The following is a 16,750-nucleotide window of genomic DNA, read 5'->3' on the forward strand; positions in this document are numbered from 1 at the left end:
TGAAGGACAGGACAGCACAAAGGCGCCAGCCCAAGCCGCAAATTCTCCTGAGGCTCAGGAAAAAACAGAAGGTAGGGCGGAAACCGAGGCAGCGCAAGAGCCCGGGCAAAGCAACGAAACAGAAAACTAGGCAGCTGCAATAAAAAACTGCTCTTTCCCCTTAGCCTATCTGCCTTTCGCACTCATTTACCTCGCTTGTAGGCAAGAATGTGCAAATGGTCTTGTTCTGTATTTGATAGGCAAGTGTGCTTATGCACCGTCCTTTCCACTCCTCAAGCTGAACCTGGGTGCAGTCAAACAGGTCAAGCAGCTTTCCTGACTGGATTATGCCGCTGTAGCAGGTTCTTCTCCAGGCATAAGTTGAGATGTTGTTGCACATGGATGCCCTGCCAGTTGAGGATGCCGCAGAGTTGTAGCAGTTGTTTTTCGCAGTTTCCGATGATATGACTTCGCAGGGGGACAAATCACCAAAGGCCTTGGCAAATTCTATGTAGCAGGAATAGCGCTTGTCCTGGGCCGAGCTTTCCTGGCAGACGGTGTAATCTTTCCTTGACAGCGTCAGGTTCAGGTAGCAGCTGTCCGAATAGCCGTAGGTTGAGCTTGCTCTTCCGCATAGAGTCAGGTTGTTTGATTTTTCAGCCCAAAGCTCGTAGCAGTAATCCTTTTTAACAAGGTTAGGCTCCTGGCTGCAATAATCAGTTCCAGTTGAATAAGATTTGCAAGCAATTGTTGCCGCTTCGCGAGTTGCATTTATAGAGTTGCACATTTGGGAGTCGCTTTTGTCTTTTGCCAGGTCAAAAACACAGGAGTCGTCAGGGCACAGTTCCGGTTTTCCCTGCTTCATGGCCTTGCACCTTGCCACTTCTTGTTCAGTGGGCTTGGACTCGCAGGCTGGAGCAAGGGCCTCAAGGCATGAAAGCCGCTTTTCCCCTGAACTTATAAGATTGCAGTCATTTATGGATGAGAGCCCTACTGCTGAATTGTATATGCAATCGTCCTTGAGCGCCTGGCTTGAGTACTGGAGGCAATAGCTTGTATTAAGCTGCTCAAAGTTCTTCAGGCATGAGTCTTTTTTTTCTGTTGTGTAAATATACGAGCACAACGTAAGGTTGGAATCCTTTGCCGCAAGTGCGACAAGGCATGAGTCCTTGGCAAGCACGTTTGGCGAATCAAGGCACAGGCCCTTGGTTTCGACTTCTTCCTGGCCGCCTCCAGAGTCGTCGCCTTCTTGGCCCCCGACATCGACATTTGGCCACTGGCCCTTCGGGCTGTCCTGGCCCTGCTTCTTTTGTGTGCAGCCAAAAAGCAAGAGGGATGCAGCAAGAATCAGAATAATTGCGGCAGCAAGCCTCAGGCAGTAATTGGCCATATCAGACATCTCTGACTATCGTCATGAGCCGGTTTATCAGGCCGGCATCAGCAATACCTCGTTGTCATCACTAGAGCTAATTTGCTGCCCTTGCCTTATAAATATATCTTGGGAAGATGAGACAAATGGCGCTTTCGGAAGATTATGAGGATATGAAGCCAACGCTGTGCCCAATTTGCGGGGGAGTGAAACCTGCAAAAAATTCCCAGGAAAGGACAGGCGCGCAGTGCACGTGTTCCCAGTGCTCGGATGCAAGGGAGTATGATTAGGCATTGGCTCAGGCTTACCAAACACAAATTCTAATTCTTATAGGAATAATTCTTTCAAGAAATATTAATAAGCCTCGATGGTCCAGACATACGCCGCACTTGTGCAAGTTGCTTGGGAAAGTTTATTTGCGCGATTGCAGGCGGAGGTAATTTGACTAGAGAACGGAACAAGAAAAAGCAGCATAATTTGTGTGGCAAAGAAATATGAGGAAGGCTGGAAAAAGCACAAGAATTTGTTCAGCAATGGCAGTACGCCGCTTCTTGAAGAGTTTATAGGAAAACTTGGTTCCACCCCAAGCAAAAACGGCAACTCAAAACGCGTTGTTGAAGCAGGGGCTGGGAATGGCATACACACGCTAGCGATAGCTGCTAAAGGCCATCATGTTGAGACTGTTGAATTCAGCCCTGATGCAGTGAATCTGATTTTGGAGAAGCAAAGACTACTTGGACGACAGGGGAATTTGGTATCTATTTTCAACTGGGAGATAATGGATTATTTGGAATATTTAGAATCCGTGCGATTGGCCAAAAGTCCTCTGCACCAAGCACAGCCCATAGATGGTTTTTACGCAAATTCCGTCTTGCACACATTTTCTGAAAAATCAAGGCAGCTGCTGTATGGGAAGATTGCAGCGCTGCAGCCCAAAGGCGGATTGATTGCGGTGTCTTTCAAGACCGACAAGGACGTCAAGTACCGCGAAGGAATCGTGACAAATGAAACACCCGCAGGGAAAATAAAGAAATCAGATGATGGGATTGAGAGGCTTTTTGTCTCAACTCCAGGCGTAATTGCCAAGGAGATAGAGGGATTTGGATATAGGATTGAGGAAGGGGGGGTGTTTCAGTGGGGTTGCCAAGACTACGACTATCCTGGAAAAGTTTCTTGGTTTGTAGGGTTTTTGGGCGAAAAACAAGCAAAAAATATTTAGTTTGGGGGTGTGAACATGGTAAGTATTGGAGAGTTGGAAACAACAGTTGTTGGGAGTTATCCGAGATATCCTAAACTACTAAATAGGGATTTTGATGCAAGATGGCTTGTGGTGCCAAGCACAAATCTGGACTTGGGTTGGAAAGGCAAGGAAAATGTTGGCAGCCTCCAGGATGAAGCAGTAAGGTGGGTGGCAAGAGAACAGGAGAGGGCTGGAATTGACATAATTAGTGACGGGGAGCAGAGGCGGGGACACTATGTGCTTTATCACTGCCAGCGCCTTGCAGGCTTTGATTTTGTCGATAGAAAAGAGAAGCCGCTTAGGGGGGGCACAAGAACAGAACTAGTGCCGACAATCAAAGGCAAAGTTGAGAGGAAAGGTGGCTTTCTTGCCGAAGAATTCAGGTTTGCACAATCACTCACAAAGAAAAAAGTAAAGGTAACACTTCCAGGACCGCTTACTATAGTGGATTCTGTGGTGGATACATACTATGGCAATGAGAAAGAGCTTGCGTCTGACATAGCATATGCACTGCGCGGCGAGGTAGAGGAGCTTGCAAAAGCAGGCTGCGAACACATACAGATTGATGAACCTGCTTTCTTGTGGGAAACAGAAAAATTTTTTGATTTTGGGCTGGATACGCTCAAGTCGTGTTTTGGGGAGCTGGAAGGGGTAAGAAAACTTGTGCATATTTGCAGAGGCTATCCAAATCCAAAGAAAGATGTCAAAGCTGAAAAAGAAAGGTACCATGATGTGATTGGCGCTCTTTCTAAGAGCCGTGTGGACGGCATTTCTATAGAAGATGCCCATGAAAATCTTGAACTGGCAGTTTTTGAGGAATTTGGGGATAAGCAAGTCATCCTTGGCTGTGTCGACATTGGCAGCGAGCAAATCGAAAGGGTGGAAAAAATTGAAAAAAGGGTCAAGGAGGTTCTAAAAGTTGTTCCGCCAAACCGCTTAGCTTTAGCGCCAGATTGCGGGTTGTTGCTTTTAAAGCCAGAGATTGCTCAAGCCAAGCTCGCCAATATTGCTAAAGCAGCTGAAAGTGTCAAGAGAAACCTGGGCCTAAAATAAATTACAAAGATAAAGGTTGAAGAGACGCATGAATCCGCATTTTGGTGGCTTTTGGTTTTATATTCCTGCTCTCCTTAACTTTATGCCTCACTAGCAGCCCCGTCGTCTAGTGGCCAAGGACTCCGGGCTTTGAAGAACCTTTTTTGGGGTGCCTAAAAAGGTTCCCAAAAAGAAAAATTTGGGGACAACAGAAGGCACTCAATGAATTTCAAAGCAACCCGGGTACATCGGTTCGAATCCGATCGGGGCTAACAACAGTATTTCTTGTGCATCACATGTGGCGCCTATTTGCGCATAAAGCACACATATGTAAAAGAAAAAGTATGCAGGGATGGCAGAGCTTGGTCAAATGCGCAGGGCTTAGGACCCTGTGACTTAGGTCTACGCAGGTTCAAATCCTGCTCCCTGCAAATTCAACAGAATTTGTGGACCCTTGTCCGGAAGGACAAGCGGGCCTGCAAAGGCGTCAACCCCTGGATTCAACCCCCGCAATAGAAATAAAAGATTAGTCCCCCTTCCTAAGATTTAGCTGATTGTGATGAAAACAGGCAATGAAAGCCACGGCAAGCTGATGCGCCAAATAATAATGGGCGGCCAGGACGGCCTGATAAACGTGCTAGGCATTGTGCTAGGCGTTTCAACTGCAACAGGCGACGCCAAGCTTGTGGTGATTTCAGGGCTTGCCTCCATGTTTGCAGAGTCTGTTGCAATGGGCTGCGTTGCCTACAATTCCTCAAAATCCTTCCATGAATACTGTGCCTCGAAAAAAAAGCACAGTACAAGCATGGATGCTTTTGACAGCCCGCAAAGGGAGGGCGCGGTGGTATTTGCATCCACCATGGCAGGCTCGCTTATGCCGCTGCTGCCATTCCTTCTTGCAAGGCAGTATATTGATGCACCCTTGCTTACGGTGATGTCGGTTGCCGTTTCATTGCTTGTGATGGCTGCGGCAGGCTATGCAAGGGCAAGGCTGACAAAAAACAGCGTGGGAAAAAGCGTGCTTGAGATGGTAGGCCTTTGCACAGTTGCAACTGTGATAGGGTTTGTGGTGGGAAAAGTGCTAGGCGTAGTAGTATAATAAGCATAAAGAAGAAAGATAAACAAGTGAAGGAAAAATAGGGAAGGGCAAGATGGCATTATTCTGTGCCCTTGACCGAGGTTCAGCCTGTGCCTACTTCTTGGCTCTCAGATCCTTTCTTTTTGGCCGCATCCACTTGTAGCCGCACTTGCGGCATTTTTCAGCGGTTTTTTTGTTCCTAGCCTTGCACTTACGGCATATGGCAAGCTTGGAAATTTCAGCGTCGGCTTCGGCAAATTTACCCATGATAACCACCATATATTAGATACGATTATTTACAGTCTTTTGCCATCTCTGGCAAAACGCAAAGAGAAGAGCATTGACTCTAGTTGTTAGCCCAAGAATGTTTAAATTCTTATGTAGGGAATAAATTGCAGCAAAGTTTAGACAATGAAATGCCCTGGTAGCTCAGTAGTAGAGCGTCTGTCTTGTAAATTTTTCTTTTGTAAAAGAAAAATTTAACTAAAAGAAAACATTTGGCAAAAGAAAAATTTAACTGATAATGACCTTAGTTATGCAGGATAACAGAAGGTCGTGGGTGCGATTCCCATCCAGGGCTTAAGGAGTGAAGAAAAGTTTAACAAAGCGGGTGAAAAACTAGAGTGTTGAAAGCCTTAAGGGCGAGTGCCGCTGTGCGTATTTTTTCTGTGCACAAGGCACGAGAACGCGCCTGGAGTGCATAAGTTCCCTTATGGCAGCGATTCCCATCCAGGGCCTAGTTTTTTAAGTTTTCAGGAAAAGAGGGGGAAGTGTTATTGGCTGGTGATTTATTGGATGAAGATATTTCAAAGGAACAGGTGCTTTTCCTGGCAAAATACAAGGATTGGGTGACTGTCAAGAAAATGACAATTGATGCTACCACCACTCCACAGGAAGTTGCCGGAGGCCTTGCCGGAATTAACGCCACCATGATTCGCAAGGCATATGACTTTGTTGGTGTGAATAAGGAGGCAATAGATGCATACGCGCAGGTTGTTTGCAAAGGCAAGCGCAAGGGATTTGCAGGCCTGGCAGAGGCACTCCAGTCAATCAGGCCAGGCGAGCTTAAGGCCGAATTATTAAAATCGTGCAAGGAGGAAAAATTTCTGCCATTTGCCGAGAGCTATTTCCTCCGCTGCGTACTTGTTGCCCTTGGCATGAAGACAGAGGTTGGCACAGATGACCTGACAAAGGTTTTCCCAGAACTTAAGTTTCCAAAACCGCGTGGAAATTTCGGGAAGAAAAAATAATTGGGAGCAAGGATTGGGGGAAATGCCGGAAATAGCAAGCCCGACGAAACGTTTAAAAATCAATATATGCTAATAATGTGTGCTTCTTTGTGCAGTCAAGTAAGTTTGGTTGCAAATGCTTAGAAGCGGTAATACAGTTGCAGTATTTTAATGCCTTGAAAGACACAGTTAGGTTTTAATACCTTGAAAGCCTTAAGAACTGGCAAACAATTAGAATGAGTGATGCGGGAGGTAATGAAATGGCACAAAAAGAACACTTGAACCTGATTTTTATCGGCCACGTTGACCATGGCAAATCCACAACAGTGGGACGCGTTTTGTACGAAACCGGAGCGCTTTCCGAGCAGCAGCTTCGAAAGCTCAAGGAAGAGGCAGAAAAAGTCGGCAAGGCAACCTTCGAGTTTGCCTTCACAATGGACACACTTAAAGAGGAAAGGGAGAGAGGTGTCACAATCGACTTGTCCCACAAGGAATTTGAGACACAGAAGTACTACTTTACAATCATAGACGCGCCTGGCCACAGGGACTTTGTCAAGAACATGATTACAGGAGCTTCACAGGCAGACGCAGCAGTGCTTGTCTGTTCTGCAAAGGAAGGTGTCCAGCCGCAGACAAAGGAGCATGCCTTTTTGGCAAAGGTGCTAGGCATCCAGCAGCTAATTGTCGGAATTAACAAGATGGACGCAGTGAATTTTGACAGGATGAAGTATGAAGAGACAAAAATGGCAATGAGCAACCTGCTGAAAAACATCGGCTACAAGGTTGACACAATCCCATTTATCCCGATATCCGGGTACACTGGAGCAAACCTCAAGGCAAACGTGCCTGACATGAACTGGTACTCCGGCCCGACCCTTTTGGCGGCATTTGACAATCTCACAGTGCCGGCAAAGCCAGTTGACAAGGCTTTGAGGCTTCCAATCCAGGATGTTTTCACAATCACGGGCCACGGCACGGTTCCAGTGGGGCGTGTTGAGACGGGAATTTTGAAACTCAACGAAAAGGTCGTATTCATGCCAAGTGGCGCAAGCTCGGAAGTCAAAAAAATAGAGATGCACCACAAGGAAATGACTCAGGCAGTGCCTGGCGACAATGTCGGCTTCAATGTGAAGAGCATTGACAAGAAGGATGTGAAGAGGGGCGATGTCGTAGGACCTGCCTCAAACCCGCCAACAGTAGCTTCTGAATTCACTGCACAGGTAGTGGTGCTTGAGCACCCGACTGCAATAGCCAAGGGCTACACGCCAGTATTCCACATCCACACGGCGCAAATTGCCTGCACTGTCACGGAGATACTTGAAAAGAAGGACCCCAAGACAGGCCAGACGCAGCAAAAAAACCCTGACTTTATCAAGACAGGAGATGTTGCAATCATCAAGGTCAAGCCCTTGAGGCCTGTTTGTATTGAAAAGTTCCAGGCATTCCCGCCCCTTGGCAGATTTGCAATAAGGGACATGGGCCAGACTGTTGCAGCAGGAGTCGTGCTTGAAGTGACTCCAAAGACAGCATGAAGGCACAGTACTGCCTTCATTTTTTAATATATTAGACATTTGAGATTGATTTGATGGGAAAAGCACGAATAAAACTTATTGGAAAAGACCCCCGCGAGCTTGACGAGGTTTGCAACCAGATAAGGACGATTGCACAGACTACCGGCGTGGAGCTTAAGGGGCCGATACCCCTTCCAACGCGCAGGCTGAAAGTTGCAACAAGAAGGACGCCATGTGGCGACGGCTCTGACACGTACGAGCACTGGGAGATGCGCATACACAAGCGCATAATTGACGTTGCAGGCGACGAGCGCACCTTGCGCCAAATCATGCGCGTGCGTGTTCCTGACGACGTGCATGTGAAGATAAGTTTGGAATAGATAATTCTCTGCTTTTCTCATTTTTATTCGCAGTTTTTACGGCAAGATGCGGCCCTTTGCTTTGCAATCCCACCTGCTTATTATTCTTTTTATCCCAAGCTTAGACTATGCCATCGCCAGTCTATGACTCCCTCAACAAGGAATGGAAAGGAACATGAAAAGTGCTTCTTGGTGAAGAGGTCGGCAAGCTTGAGGGGCAGTGGGACTATACTGTGCGCTTCACGCTTTCAGATGAGATTGAGCTTGCATGCGAGCTTGAGGAGTTGAGAAACAGGTTTGGGGCTTGCATTAAGGCAAAAAACATTGCCATATCCGCATTTCAGGCTTATTTGCCTGCAACTCACATCACAGGAACAGAGCGAAAACAGATATCCGCAGTGATAAATAACAGCACACCGGCAAGTGAAGGCGGAGGTTCAAAAGGGAAAATTAGAAAAATCCCAAGCCATACAGGCAATGCGGGGCGGGAAAACCTGGAAGATGGAAAGCTGGACAAATCTGACCGAATAATTCTGGCTGCTCTTTTTGAGAATGCGCGGGCAAAAACAACAGATATTGCAAACGACACCGGGCTTTCAGCCGATGCGGTTTTGTACCGGATGAAAGCGTTGAAGAGAAAAGGCATAATCTCAGGTTATGGCTGCTGGTTTGACAGGCGCAAGCTGGGATTTGGAAATTATAAAATATTATTATGGCTTCAAAAATCGGATAGGCAGGAGGAAGGGCGGCTGTTCAATTATCTAGCAACGCACCCAAACGCGGTTTTTTTGACAAAAGTGCTTGGAGACTGGGATGTGGAAGTGGATTTTGATGCCAAAGACCCGCAGCATTTGCACGATATGATCAAGGCACTAAGAAGCAGATTTGACAATATAATAAGCGAACATGCCACACTCACAATCCTGCTGCGGATTGAGGAACAGACGCGCTAAATGAAAGCGAAAGCAATGCGAATGTCAGAATAATAAAGGCAATAAAAAAAGTTTTTGATTTTTTCGCACAAGCCAAAATGACCACCCCTGAATCTTGCTTGAAACTGCAGGAAAATTATGCCCTTAAAGGTATATTAGCATTAGCATTTGGCATATCCCTGGATATTGGCGCTTTCCAAATTGTTTTCCTGATTTATTGTCGTGTCAGAGTCAAGTCACGTCATCGCAGGGCGTGAAGCCCTCAGAGTCGTACTTCTCATCATCCGAATTAATTTATCCCAGAAGAGCTATTAATAGAGTTGTTGCGCTATTCTGACAACTCAAAAATGCCGAGGTCCGTGTCGCTAAAGCGACAAGTCCACTCAAATGCTGCTGCATTTGGCTGTCAGCTTGCCTGTAAGAGGGCAAGTCCCCCCAAGTGCTTTTCGCACTTGGCGGTGGCAGTGCCTGCCAACTCCAATATCTTTTATAATCTCAGTGTCTTATCTTTCTCAAAGCCGAGTTGGCAGAACCTGGTAATGCGCCAGACTTGAGATCCCGGAAACGGAAGCAATTGTGCGCATGAAGCTGCAAATCAGCTGTTGCACGCGAAATCTGGTGCCCTTTACGGGCTTAGGAGTTCAAATCTCCTACTCGGCGAACCCCTTTTTCTTGGAAGAAAAAGCGGTTCATCGGAAAAAGAACCTAATGTAAGAGGTCACAAGGTGAAGCGTTCCCTTAACTGAAGCCAAGGGCATGGTTGTACCTTGTGAGTAAATACTCCAGCTCCCTCCCTGCTTTTTCCTTGATTTTCTGATTCCCCAGATATTTCTTGATTTCACCTTCACCTCCTTAACTGAAACCCAACTGCCCATACCAGCTGCATAGGGCAAACTTGGAAATACTGAACTTCATATCACACGGATTAACCTGACATTTGTAGACCTGGGATTTGCAGGTTTTCGTCAATCCCAAAACGCGTGTTATTATATATTTATGTCACGGAAGTTTTTTGTGGGAAGCGGAGATAACGGAATGGGCGGCAACATGCTGCCCCTTGTTGAAGAGGTTTTGGGCAAGGGCTTTGAAAATATGTCAGGCCTTGGCCACCACATGCTTGACCTTTACAGGCAGAGGGAAGAGGGCGCCTTTGCAAAAGTCCTTGAAAACGACTTGTTTGTCCATGACAGTCTCACAGGCCTGATTTTTGTCGCAGAGGCAGGGCCAAACTCCATAATGCCGTATCAGGCGATAATGTCAAAAATCGGCGCAGGCTCCATAGTTGAGGTTTTGTCGCAAGGCGCAAACTATGCAGAGGGCTGGTTTGAAGGCATGAAGATTGTAAGGGGCAGCAACGGGGCTTTGTACATTGCCCATCCGGATGACAACTGGGACAGGATGCGCCAGGGGGCTGCATCAAACATGTGCCCTTTTGACTATTCAAACGAGAAGCTCACTTATCTTTCCCTTGCAACCGCGATTATGCAGGGGTACGCAAGTAGTTGGCCAAAAGTAAAGAAGAAGGATGGCACACTTGCAGATGCATCAATACTTTATGTCAGGCCATTGTATATCAGGGCACTTAACACCGGGATAGGAGTTGGAGGCGACCACCAGTTCACACTTGTGATAGCAGTCATACCAATGACAACCTATTTTGACAGCACCAAAGCAGATTCAGGAGTGAACATCTACGGGCACTTTTCAAACATCACACCTGCGTTTGCAAACTCCGAAGAATCAAGCAAGCACCTTTCAAACTATCCTTATGCGGGAAGGTTGCGGCGCGGGGCTGCAGGAATACCCGATACAGCCGAGACTGTTGTCATACTCAAAGATAGCGGAATGGTGAAGGAAGGCTCATCCGACACGGTGGCGATAATCAAGGGCGACAAGATAATATGCCCCCCTCTTTCCACAGGAAGGCTTAACGCAATAACCATCAGGCTTGTGGAGGCCATAGCCGGGCAGCTTGGTTTTAGCGTTGTATATGAAGATGTTAAAGTCCCAAACCTGATAGGATGCGACGGGGTGCTATTGTTTGGAAACGCAGTCAACCTGCTTGGGGTGCAAAAAGTTTATCTGCCAGAAAGCGAGCTTAAGGGTGTTGAAGTGTCAAAAGCGCACAGAAGCTGCACCTATGACGTATTTGGAAGGCCGACACTGCTTCGCGAGTATGAATTTGGCACGCTTCAGACAGAAATATTCAACAAGCTGAAAAAGGCATTCTCGAACGTTTACACTGAAAACCCGTTTGGAAAGTATTCAGTTTCAACTGAGGACATATTTGACGCAAAACACATTGGGCACCTTGAGCACATTGGAAACATGCTTAAGGCATGCCAAAGCCCACTTGTCAGCATGAATATAGCGCCCGGCATGGCCAGGGACGGGGCATTGCTGACACTTGACAGGCGGTTTTACCCGACAGTCGGGGCAAGGAGGCCTGACACAAGCTGGTCTTCAGGCTTGCAAAAAAGGCCGGTTGCGCAAAAAATCCTTGCCTAGAGTGGATCACAGGGAATTTCCAGCATTGGCTGCAAATCCAGGATAAAGTCTGCTTCCGTTTTCCCTCAAAAAGCTTTTTAAAGCAGGAAAATAAACTAATTTCATGGGAAATGAAACTGGCAAATCGGCTATTTTTGACTATTTCGGGCTTGCAATTTCGGTTGTTGTCATTGCCCTTGATGCGGTGATTGCAAAAGGCAACTCGGCACTTACAATGCTTGCGCTTGTAGGAACGCTTTTGTGCTCATTTTTAGTCAGGATAGCAAGGCAGCAGTATGTGAAAAAGCTTTCTTATCTTGTTCTTGGTTTTGGAAGCTTTGTGCTTGCAGGAAGCATGATAGGTGGCAGCCTTGGGCTGCAGCTGTCCATTGTCCCGTTTTTGGTTTTTGCCTTTGCAGCCGCCATAGGATATCTGATTGGCTATTCCGATAGTTATGAAAACGGGCTTATTTTTGCCGCAGGCTCTCTTGTAGCCTTGCCCATTGGCTCTGGGCCTCTTGACTTTGGCTCGAGGATTGACATATTCATCATAGGCACATTCTCGCTTCTTGGGGCTGCAGTTGTCCCAATATACTTGCTTGCAAAAATTGAGGGCGTTAAAAAAATATTTTACAGGGTGCCAAGAGTCGCGGTCGCAAGCGGTCTTCTTGTTGCATTTGTATTCTTTTTGCAGGCCCTCATGGCTGCAATGCAGATAGGTTTTGAAAACTGCGCTGCATACAAAAGCTGCTATGCCGACTTAGGGATGTTGTTTTTGGAGGCAGGGTGGCTTGGATTCATCTCAATGAGTGTTGCAATGGCATTGGTGCTTGTAATCCACGAGGTCGGGCTGATGATTTTTGGGTACAGGCGCGAAGTGACTGACATGGGTGTGGTTTATACAAGCACAGGGCAGGCAGACATGGAGGATGAAAGGAAAGACGACCCGTATGCAGCAACTATAAGGAAAATCAACCTGTTTGCAAAGAACTGCCCGACAATGAACGAAATAGAGAAGGCTGCTAAACTTGCCTCTTTCAGGGAGGAACTAAGGCACCTGGGCTCTAAATACATCACGCCATCAAAGCAGGAGGCGGAGAAGCTTCTTGCAAAGGCTGCAAAGATTGCAGATGGCAAAAACTGAAAGGCTGAAAGAAGTGCAGCCGGACTAAAAGTGAGGTCATGGAAGAAAAAAAAGAAGAGCTAACGTTTGGCATGATTCTTGAAAACTGCCCCATCAAGGGCCATGAAAACGAGCTTATGAAAATAATCAGGTACATGCGCCTTGGGCTGCCTGTCCTTATTTACGGCCCGCCAGGAAACGGAAAAACAACAATGGCAAGATATGTTCTTGGAGTCCTGGGAAAGGAGTTCCTGGAGTTTGAGGCAACTGAAGGCACAAGCGAATACCACCTTGTAGGCGGATACCACCCGCTTTCCCTTTCAGGCAGGCTGGATGCAAAGCTTTACAAGGAAGGGGTGGTCACAAGGGCGCTAAAGCAGAACAAGAACCTGCTGATTGACGAGTTCACGCGCGCCCCGACAAGCGCGTATTCAGGCCTGTTCATGCTTTTGTCCCTTGGAAGCCTGCCACTTGAGCACGAGGAAGTTGTCGTGACAAAACCCGAAGGCTGGCTTGTGGTTGCGACAGCCAACATCGGGGATGAGGGGACTTACAAGATAAGCAGCGCGCTCAAGCGAAGGTTCATGCCAATCTACCTTGGCTATCCTGACACTGAAGTGGAAAAGAAAGTGGTGATGGAAAAAAGCGGCCTTGACGAGCAGAAGATTTCATACATAATGGAGTTTGCATCACTGACACGCAACGCGGCCGAGGTTGAAAAGACGCTGCAGCAGGGGCTTTCAACGGACAGCGAAATCAAGATGGCCCTCTACATAAGGGAGGCGCTTGCAGACGGGATAGACTTTGAAAGCGCTTTTGTGGACGCTGCATTCCAGCACTCCATGATAATCGCCGATGAGACGGACGAGATAGCAATTTCGCTTGTAAAGGACTTTGCCCTGAAAGTCGCAGAGGGAATAAAAAGCAAGTAGCCAAAGCGCTTGAATACTGGCGCATTGCGATTTTAATCTGCTCGTTGCTTTAAAGCGGGCGCCAAAAGGAAGAAAGCTAATACGGCAGCTGGGATTTGTGTATTTTTTATTGGCAATAGGCTAACTGCGGTGGATTTAAGCAGAAGCTGATGGATGGGGTTTGCTGGTGTATTTGTGAAAGAGGAGAAAAGGGCTGCACTGCTTTGTGCAAGGCTCACATTCAGGTTTGACAAGGCAGCCTACCAGTCATACCAAATTTCGTGCGCAAAAATTGGCGCCCATCTCAAAAGCATCCTGCAGTTTGTCCCACCGACCCAGTTTCGCATGGCAGACTGCAGGTTTGAAGGCAGGGGCAAGCTCAACCTTGTGCGCACAATATCTAACTTTTGCACAGTTGGGAAAACGCCGTTTGCAATTGTTGAGAGGAAGAGGACTCAGTCAATAAGGAAGTTGAACCTTGCAATACTTTACGACAACTCAAACTCAATGACTGGCTGGTGGAGGACTGACATTCTTTCAAAAAGTGTCTTGGAGGACACAAGCGCACAGACCTATGCAAAGGTTGCGGCAAGCGCATTGTGTAGCGCCTTGGGGCAGAATAAAAACGTGGACATATCATTCGTGGTTTATGGAAGCGACGCGCAGTACTTTGAGAGGCTGGACACAAGAAAGTTTTTGGGGTGCAATGGCGGGGGTGCTACAAGGCTGGATTGCGCGCTTGAGGAGCTGGAAAAAAGCAGGTGGAACCTGAAGGCTGGGGCCAAATACATTCTTGTGCTGACAGACGGAGTCCCTGAAGCAGGCAAATCCGAGTTTGCACAGGACTTGGCTGTACAAAAAAAATCACTTGCGCTTATAGAAAGGCTGAAAAAGCAGAGGATAGGGGTGCTTTATGCCTGTATTGCAAACGAGCCAAAGCTTGCAAACAAGACCATAGGCGGCTACAACCTGCACACATATGCCAATGAACTAAAAAAGGCAAGGGTAAAATATGTGAAAATAGAAAAGCTTGATGCGCTTGCCTGGAGCCTGTTTAAGGGCTTCAAGGAGCTTGGCGGTTTTGATAATGGTTGAAAAAGAATTTGTTCGCCGCGGCCTTCTTGCAGTCTCTGTTGCCTTCCTGATTGCAAGCGTGCTTCTTGCAGCATTGCCGTTTGAAAAGTGGGGAGCAAAGAAAAACAGGGTTTTGTTTGGCCAGGGGGAAGGCACAGGGTTTGAAAGGACGGGACTTGCGGCCAATGGAAAAGGCAATGCAAATGTAGCAGAACTAAGCGCCCTGCTGCTCCCAAACGGGACAGGTGTCATAACCAAGTATGGGTTGAGCCCGAACCAGATAGGGAATCTTGAACAGTCAGCCGAATTTAAAGCCCAGATGGCAGGGCCAAACAATAGTTTCTTTGTTTCAAGCGGCGGCGTGGATGCACTGGTCGCAAAAAACCTCAATGAAAGCCAGGCAATTAATCTTGCAGGCAGCAAGCTCATAGAAGCCATGCTTGGCGGCAGCCTTGAGAAAAATACAAGCCTGGCAGGGCTTGTGGCAAACGGGACATGGGCACAGGAGTTGCCAAACCTCGGCCAAAATCCAGGTGGATTTGACATTGGTGTTGGGGGGCCTGGAAGTGGAAAGTTTGGCCTTGAGGCCCAAACCGGCAATTACTCAAGAACAGAAACCTTCAGCATAAACGGAGCAAGCTTCCAGGCAATAGTCCCGAATTCAATGGGCTTTGACCAGGCTGCCTCAATTGTCAACACAGGGCAGTTTGCAAGGGCTTACGCAAGAATGGCAGGCACACAGGATTCGGAACTTTTTGCATACAGAGACCCGGCAAGCAACCAGACGCTTCTTATACCCATGAACATTCCTGATTTGCAGGGAAGCGGGTTGCTTTCATCAAACTTCTGGCCGTCCTTGGGCGCAGCAAGCCTGCCTGCCGGGCTTCCGATTGCAACATCACAGCTCCCGGGGCTTAAAGCAGCAGGTGTCGGGCTGCCTATTATGCCAAATCTCGCCGCTAAACCAAGCATGCCTTCATATGACAGCAAAAGCGGGAAACCCAGGGACATATCGGAATTGCCCCCGCTTCCAATCGATGGAGGAGACGTTCTTTCGATGATGCAGCTTGCAGCAGGAGCAATTGGTGTCGGCATTTTGCTTTGGGCAATACTCAAAAACCACAGGGCTGGAGGCCGCAAGCAAAGCGAGCCTGAAGGGAGAAAGGCAACCGGGGAGCTTACATACGGCGATTCGCCTGGAAGATTCAAAACGCCGCTTGGGTCAAGCCAGGATTCGCAGGAGATTGAAGCAAGCCCGTTTTTTGTTGTAAGGATTTTGAACAATTATATCGCGCGTGGAGTAAAAGTATCATTAGAGATTGAAAACAGGTCAAAGGAGCCAATTGATAACGTCAGCCTTTCCGACAGGCAGGAGCAGTTGGCGCAAGTGGGCTCAATTGGGCCAAATGAAACAAAGGCGGCTGAATTTGAGGTAAAAGAAGGCGAGGCAAATTCAATGACAGTATACATAAACTTCGAGCCCTCTTATGTTGATGGCAAGCTTATTAGCCAGTCAAGCTTTGAGCTTCCTTTGAAAAAATTATAGATGAGGGCTAAATGCAAGAACTGATAGGGTATTTTTATGGGTCTGGAAATTTGGAAATATGCCGCAATAGCATTTTTCATTGTTAGCCTTGGGCTTGCCACGGTTTTGGCATTGGGCACCCTTGAAGTAAGACAAGAGTATAAATGCCCAAAACAGGCAGCTTGCCAGGAGGAGAGTGCAGGCAAACTCGGCAAATGCGCTGCAAGCCTTGAGAAGTGTTCCGGAAAGCGGGTGGCAGCGGATGAAAGGATAGCCTTGCTTGAGAGGCAAAATTTGCAGCTTTCGCAAGGCATTGCAAACTTGACAAAGCAGCTTGCACAAAAAAACGGCCAGGGGGCGATTGAGGAAGGCGGGGAAGGGGCACGGGTGGCGCAAAAAGAGCTGAACCTGACAAGGCTGCGGCAGGAAGCCCAAGATGCGATAAATGCGCAGAGGCAGGCATACAATTCCACCCCAGTTGGGCAAAATGATATACTTAACAGTCTTGCACAAAAATGCTCTGATTTCATTTTGCGGACTGAAAACTTTGCGCACAAGTCCTGCGCACAGGAATTTGGCGAGGTCCATGCAAGGGTCGTGGATGCGGGAGTCCATTCGGTTGTGACATTTGAGGATTTGTCAACAGGCCCGATTGAATGGTACGTATCGGGAGAGGGAATCATCCAAGGCTATCTTGACTCGCCGTCCCACCGCTCAAGCATAGTTGACCTTGACGGGCTTACAAACAAAGTCGGCGTGGGTGTCTCATGCACTCAGTCCAAATGCGTAAACTCTATAATCCTTTCAGGGACAAAAACGAAAAAGACGGGAAGCCTTGGCCCTAAATACGAAACCTGGTTCCCACTGGTCAACGAGGGGTTCGGATTCTCAAAAAACCCCA

The 16,750-nt window shown here is 47.5% G+C and carries 15 protein-coding genes and 3 tRNA genes; 16 read left to right on the forward strand and 2 right to left on the reverse strand.

Annotation, left to right across the window (positions count from 1 at the left end; all coding sequences use genetic code 11):
- Window positions 1-160 precede the first annotated feature (160 nt).
- Window positions 161-1,369 carry a hypothetical protein gene (locus FJZ26_00705; protein ID MBM3228929.1) on the reverse strand — a complete coding sequence of 403 codons (1,209 nt, stop codon included), beginning with the start codon at window positions 1,367-1,369 and terminating at the stop codon, window positions 161-163.
- 451 nt (window positions 1,370-1,820) lie between these two features.
- Here FJZ26_00705 and FJZ26_00710 point away from each other — a divergent pair, with 451 nt between their 5' ends.
- The 5 genes from FJZ26_00710 (at window position 1,821) to FJZ26_00730 (ending at window position 4,719) form a co-directional block, all read left to right on the forward strand.
- On the forward strand, window positions 1,821-2,567 hold the full coding sequence (locus tag FJZ26_00710) for a class I SAM-dependent methyltransferase (GenBank protein ID MBM3228930.1): 747 nt from the start codon (window positions 1,821-1,823) through the stop codon (window positions 2,565-2,567).
- Between the two features lie 15 nt (window positions 2,568-2,582).
- Window positions 2,583-3,641: a cobalamin-independent methionine synthase II family protein gene (locus FJZ26_00715; protein ID MBM3228931.1), complete on the forward strand. Its 1,059-nt coding sequence runs from the start codon at window positions 2,583-2,585 to the stop codon at window positions 3,639-3,641.
- A gap of 95 nt (window positions 3,642-3,736) precedes the next feature.
- Window positions 3,737-3,892: transfer RNA gene (locus FJZ26_00720), tRNA-Gln, on the forward strand.
- A 74-nt stretch (window positions 3,893-3,966) separates the two neighbouring features.
- Window positions 3,967-4,051, forward strand: a tRNA-Leu gene (locus tag FJZ26_00725).
- A gap of 128 nt (window positions 4,052-4,179) precedes the next feature.
- The gene (locus FJZ26_00730; protein MBM3228932.1) at window positions 4,180-4,719 is read left to right on the forward strand and encodes a hypothetical protein; all 540 of its coding nucleotides are present in this window, start codon (window positions 4,180-4,182) and stop codon (window positions 4,717-4,719) included.
- 93 nt (window positions 4,720-4,812) lie between these two features.
- On the opposite strand, the gene FJZ26_00735 is transcribed toward FJZ26_00730, so the two are convergent.
- Complete coding sequence (locus FJZ26_00735) at window positions 4,813-4,965, reverse strand: 50S ribosomal protein L40e (GenBank protein MBM3228933.1); 153 nt, start codon at window positions 4,963-4,965, stop codon at window positions 4,813-4,815.
- A gap of 151 nt (window positions 4,966-5,116) precedes the next feature.
- On the opposite strand from FJZ26_00735, the gene FJZ26_00740 reads away from it, so the two are divergent.
- From FJZ26_00740 to FJZ26_00790, 11 genes are all read left to right on the forward strand, one after another.
- Window positions 5,117-5,278, forward strand: a tRNA-Thr gene (locus FJZ26_00740).
- Between the two features lie 190 nt (window positions 5,279-5,468).
- Window positions 5,469-5,948, forward strand: coding sequence for a DUF2666 domain-containing protein (locus tag FJZ26_00745; GenBank protein MBM3228934.1), 480 nt, complete (start codon window positions 5,469-5,471; stop codon window positions 5,946-5,948).
- Between the two features lie 239 nt (window positions 5,949-6,187).
- Complete coding sequence (gene tuf / locus FJZ26_00750; protein ID MBM3228935.1) at window positions 6,188-7,459, forward strand: translation elongation factor EF-1 subunit alpha; 1,272 nt, start codon at window positions 6,188-6,190, stop codon at window positions 7,457-7,459.
- A 53-nt stretch (window positions 7,460-7,512) separates the two neighbouring features.
- On the forward strand, window positions 7,513-7,818 hold the full coding sequence (locus FJZ26_00755) for a 30S ribosomal protein S10 (GenBank protein ID MBM3228936.1): 306 nt from the start codon (window positions 7,513-7,515) through the stop codon (window positions 7,816-7,818).
- A gap of 161 nt (window positions 7,819-7,979) precedes the next feature.
- On the forward strand, window positions 7,980-8,750 hold the full coding sequence (locus FJZ26_00760; GenBank protein ID MBM3228937.1) for an Lrp/AsnC family transcriptional regulator: 771 nt from the start codon (window positions 7,980-7,982) through the stop codon (window positions 8,748-8,750).
- 975 nt (window positions 8,751-9,725) lie between these two features.
- Window positions 9,726-11,237, forward strand: coding sequence for a hypothetical protein (locus FJZ26_00765; GenBank protein ID MBM3228938.1), 1,512 nt, complete (start codon window positions 9,726-9,728; stop codon window positions 11,235-11,237).
- Window positions 11,238-11,340: 103 nt separating this feature from the next.
- Window positions 11,341-12,360, forward strand: coding sequence for a hypothetical protein (locus FJZ26_00770; protein ID MBM3228939.1), 1,020 nt, complete (start codon window positions 11,341-11,343; stop codon window positions 12,358-12,360).
- A 38-nt stretch (window positions 12,361-12,398) separates the two neighbouring features.
- A complete protein-coding gene (locus FJZ26_00775; protein MBM3228940.1) occupies window positions 12,399-13,271 on the forward strand; it encodes a MoxR family ATPase in 873 nt (290 codons plus the stop codon).
- 174 nt (window positions 13,272-13,445) lie between these two features.
- A complete protein-coding gene (locus tag FJZ26_00780; protein MBM3228941.1) occupies window positions 13,446-14,345 on the forward strand; it encodes a VWA domain-containing protein in 900 nt (299 codons plus the stop codon).
- Window positions 14,338-15,870, forward strand: coding sequence for a hypothetical protein (locus tag FJZ26_00785; protein MBM3228942.1), 1,533 nt, complete (start codon window positions 14,338-14,340; stop codon window positions 15,868-15,870). Before FJZ26_00780 ends, FJZ26_00785 begins: the two co-directional genes overlap by 8 nt.
- A 36-nt stretch (window positions 15,871-15,906) precedes the next feature.
- Window positions 15,907-16,750: CAP domain-containing protein (locus FJZ26_00790; protein MBM3228943.1), on the forward strand; the 844-nt coding region annotated here is incomplete at its 3' end.

This window comes from Candidatus Parvarchaeota archaeon (assembly GCA_016866895.1).
GTDB lineage: Archaea > Micrarchaeota > Micrarchaeia > Anstonellales > VGKX01 > VGKX01.

Excerpts from the sequence above, each read along its gene's own strand:
- FJZ26_00705 (MBM3228929.1), bottom strand. The coding sequence starts at position 1,369 with ATGGCCAATTACTGCCTGAGGCTTGCTGCCGCAATTATTCTGATTCTT.
- FJZ26_00715 (MBM3228931.1), top strand. The coding sequence starts at position 2,583 with ATGGTAAGTATTGGAGAGTTGGAAACAACAGTTGTTGGGAGTTATCCG.
- FJZ26_00730 (MBM3228932.1), top strand. The coding sequence starts at position 4,180 with ATGAAAACAGGCAATGAAAGCCACGGCAAGCTGATGCGCCAAATAATA.
- FJZ26_00735 (MBM3228933.1), bottom strand. The coding sequence starts at position 4,965 with ATGGGTAAATTTGCCGAAGCCGACGCTGAAATTTCCAAGCTTGCCATA.
- tuf (MBM3228935.1), top strand. The coding sequence starts at position 6,188 with ATGGCACAAAAAGAACACTTGAACCTGATTTTTATCGGCCACGTTGAC.
- FJZ26_00755 (MBM3228936.1), top strand. The coding sequence starts at position 7,513 with ATGGGAAAAGCACGAATAAAACTTATTGGAAAAGACCCCCGCGAGCTT.
- FJZ26_00765 (MBM3228938.1), top strand. The coding sequence starts at position 9,726 with ATGTCACGGAAGTTTTTTGTGGGAAGCGGAGATAACGGAATGGGCGGC.
- FJZ26_00770 (MBM3228939.1), top strand. The coding sequence starts at position 11,341 with ATGGGAAATGAAACTGGCAAATCGGCTATTTTTGACTATTTCGGGCTT.
- FJZ26_00775 (MBM3228940.1), top strand. The coding sequence starts at position 12,399 with ATGGAAGAAAAAAAAGAAGAGCTAACGTTTGGCATGATTCTTGAAAAC.
- FJZ26_00785 (MBM3228942.1), top strand. The coding sequence starts at position 14,338 with ATGGTTGAAAAAGAATTTGTTCGCCGCGGCCTTCTTGCAGTCTCTGTT.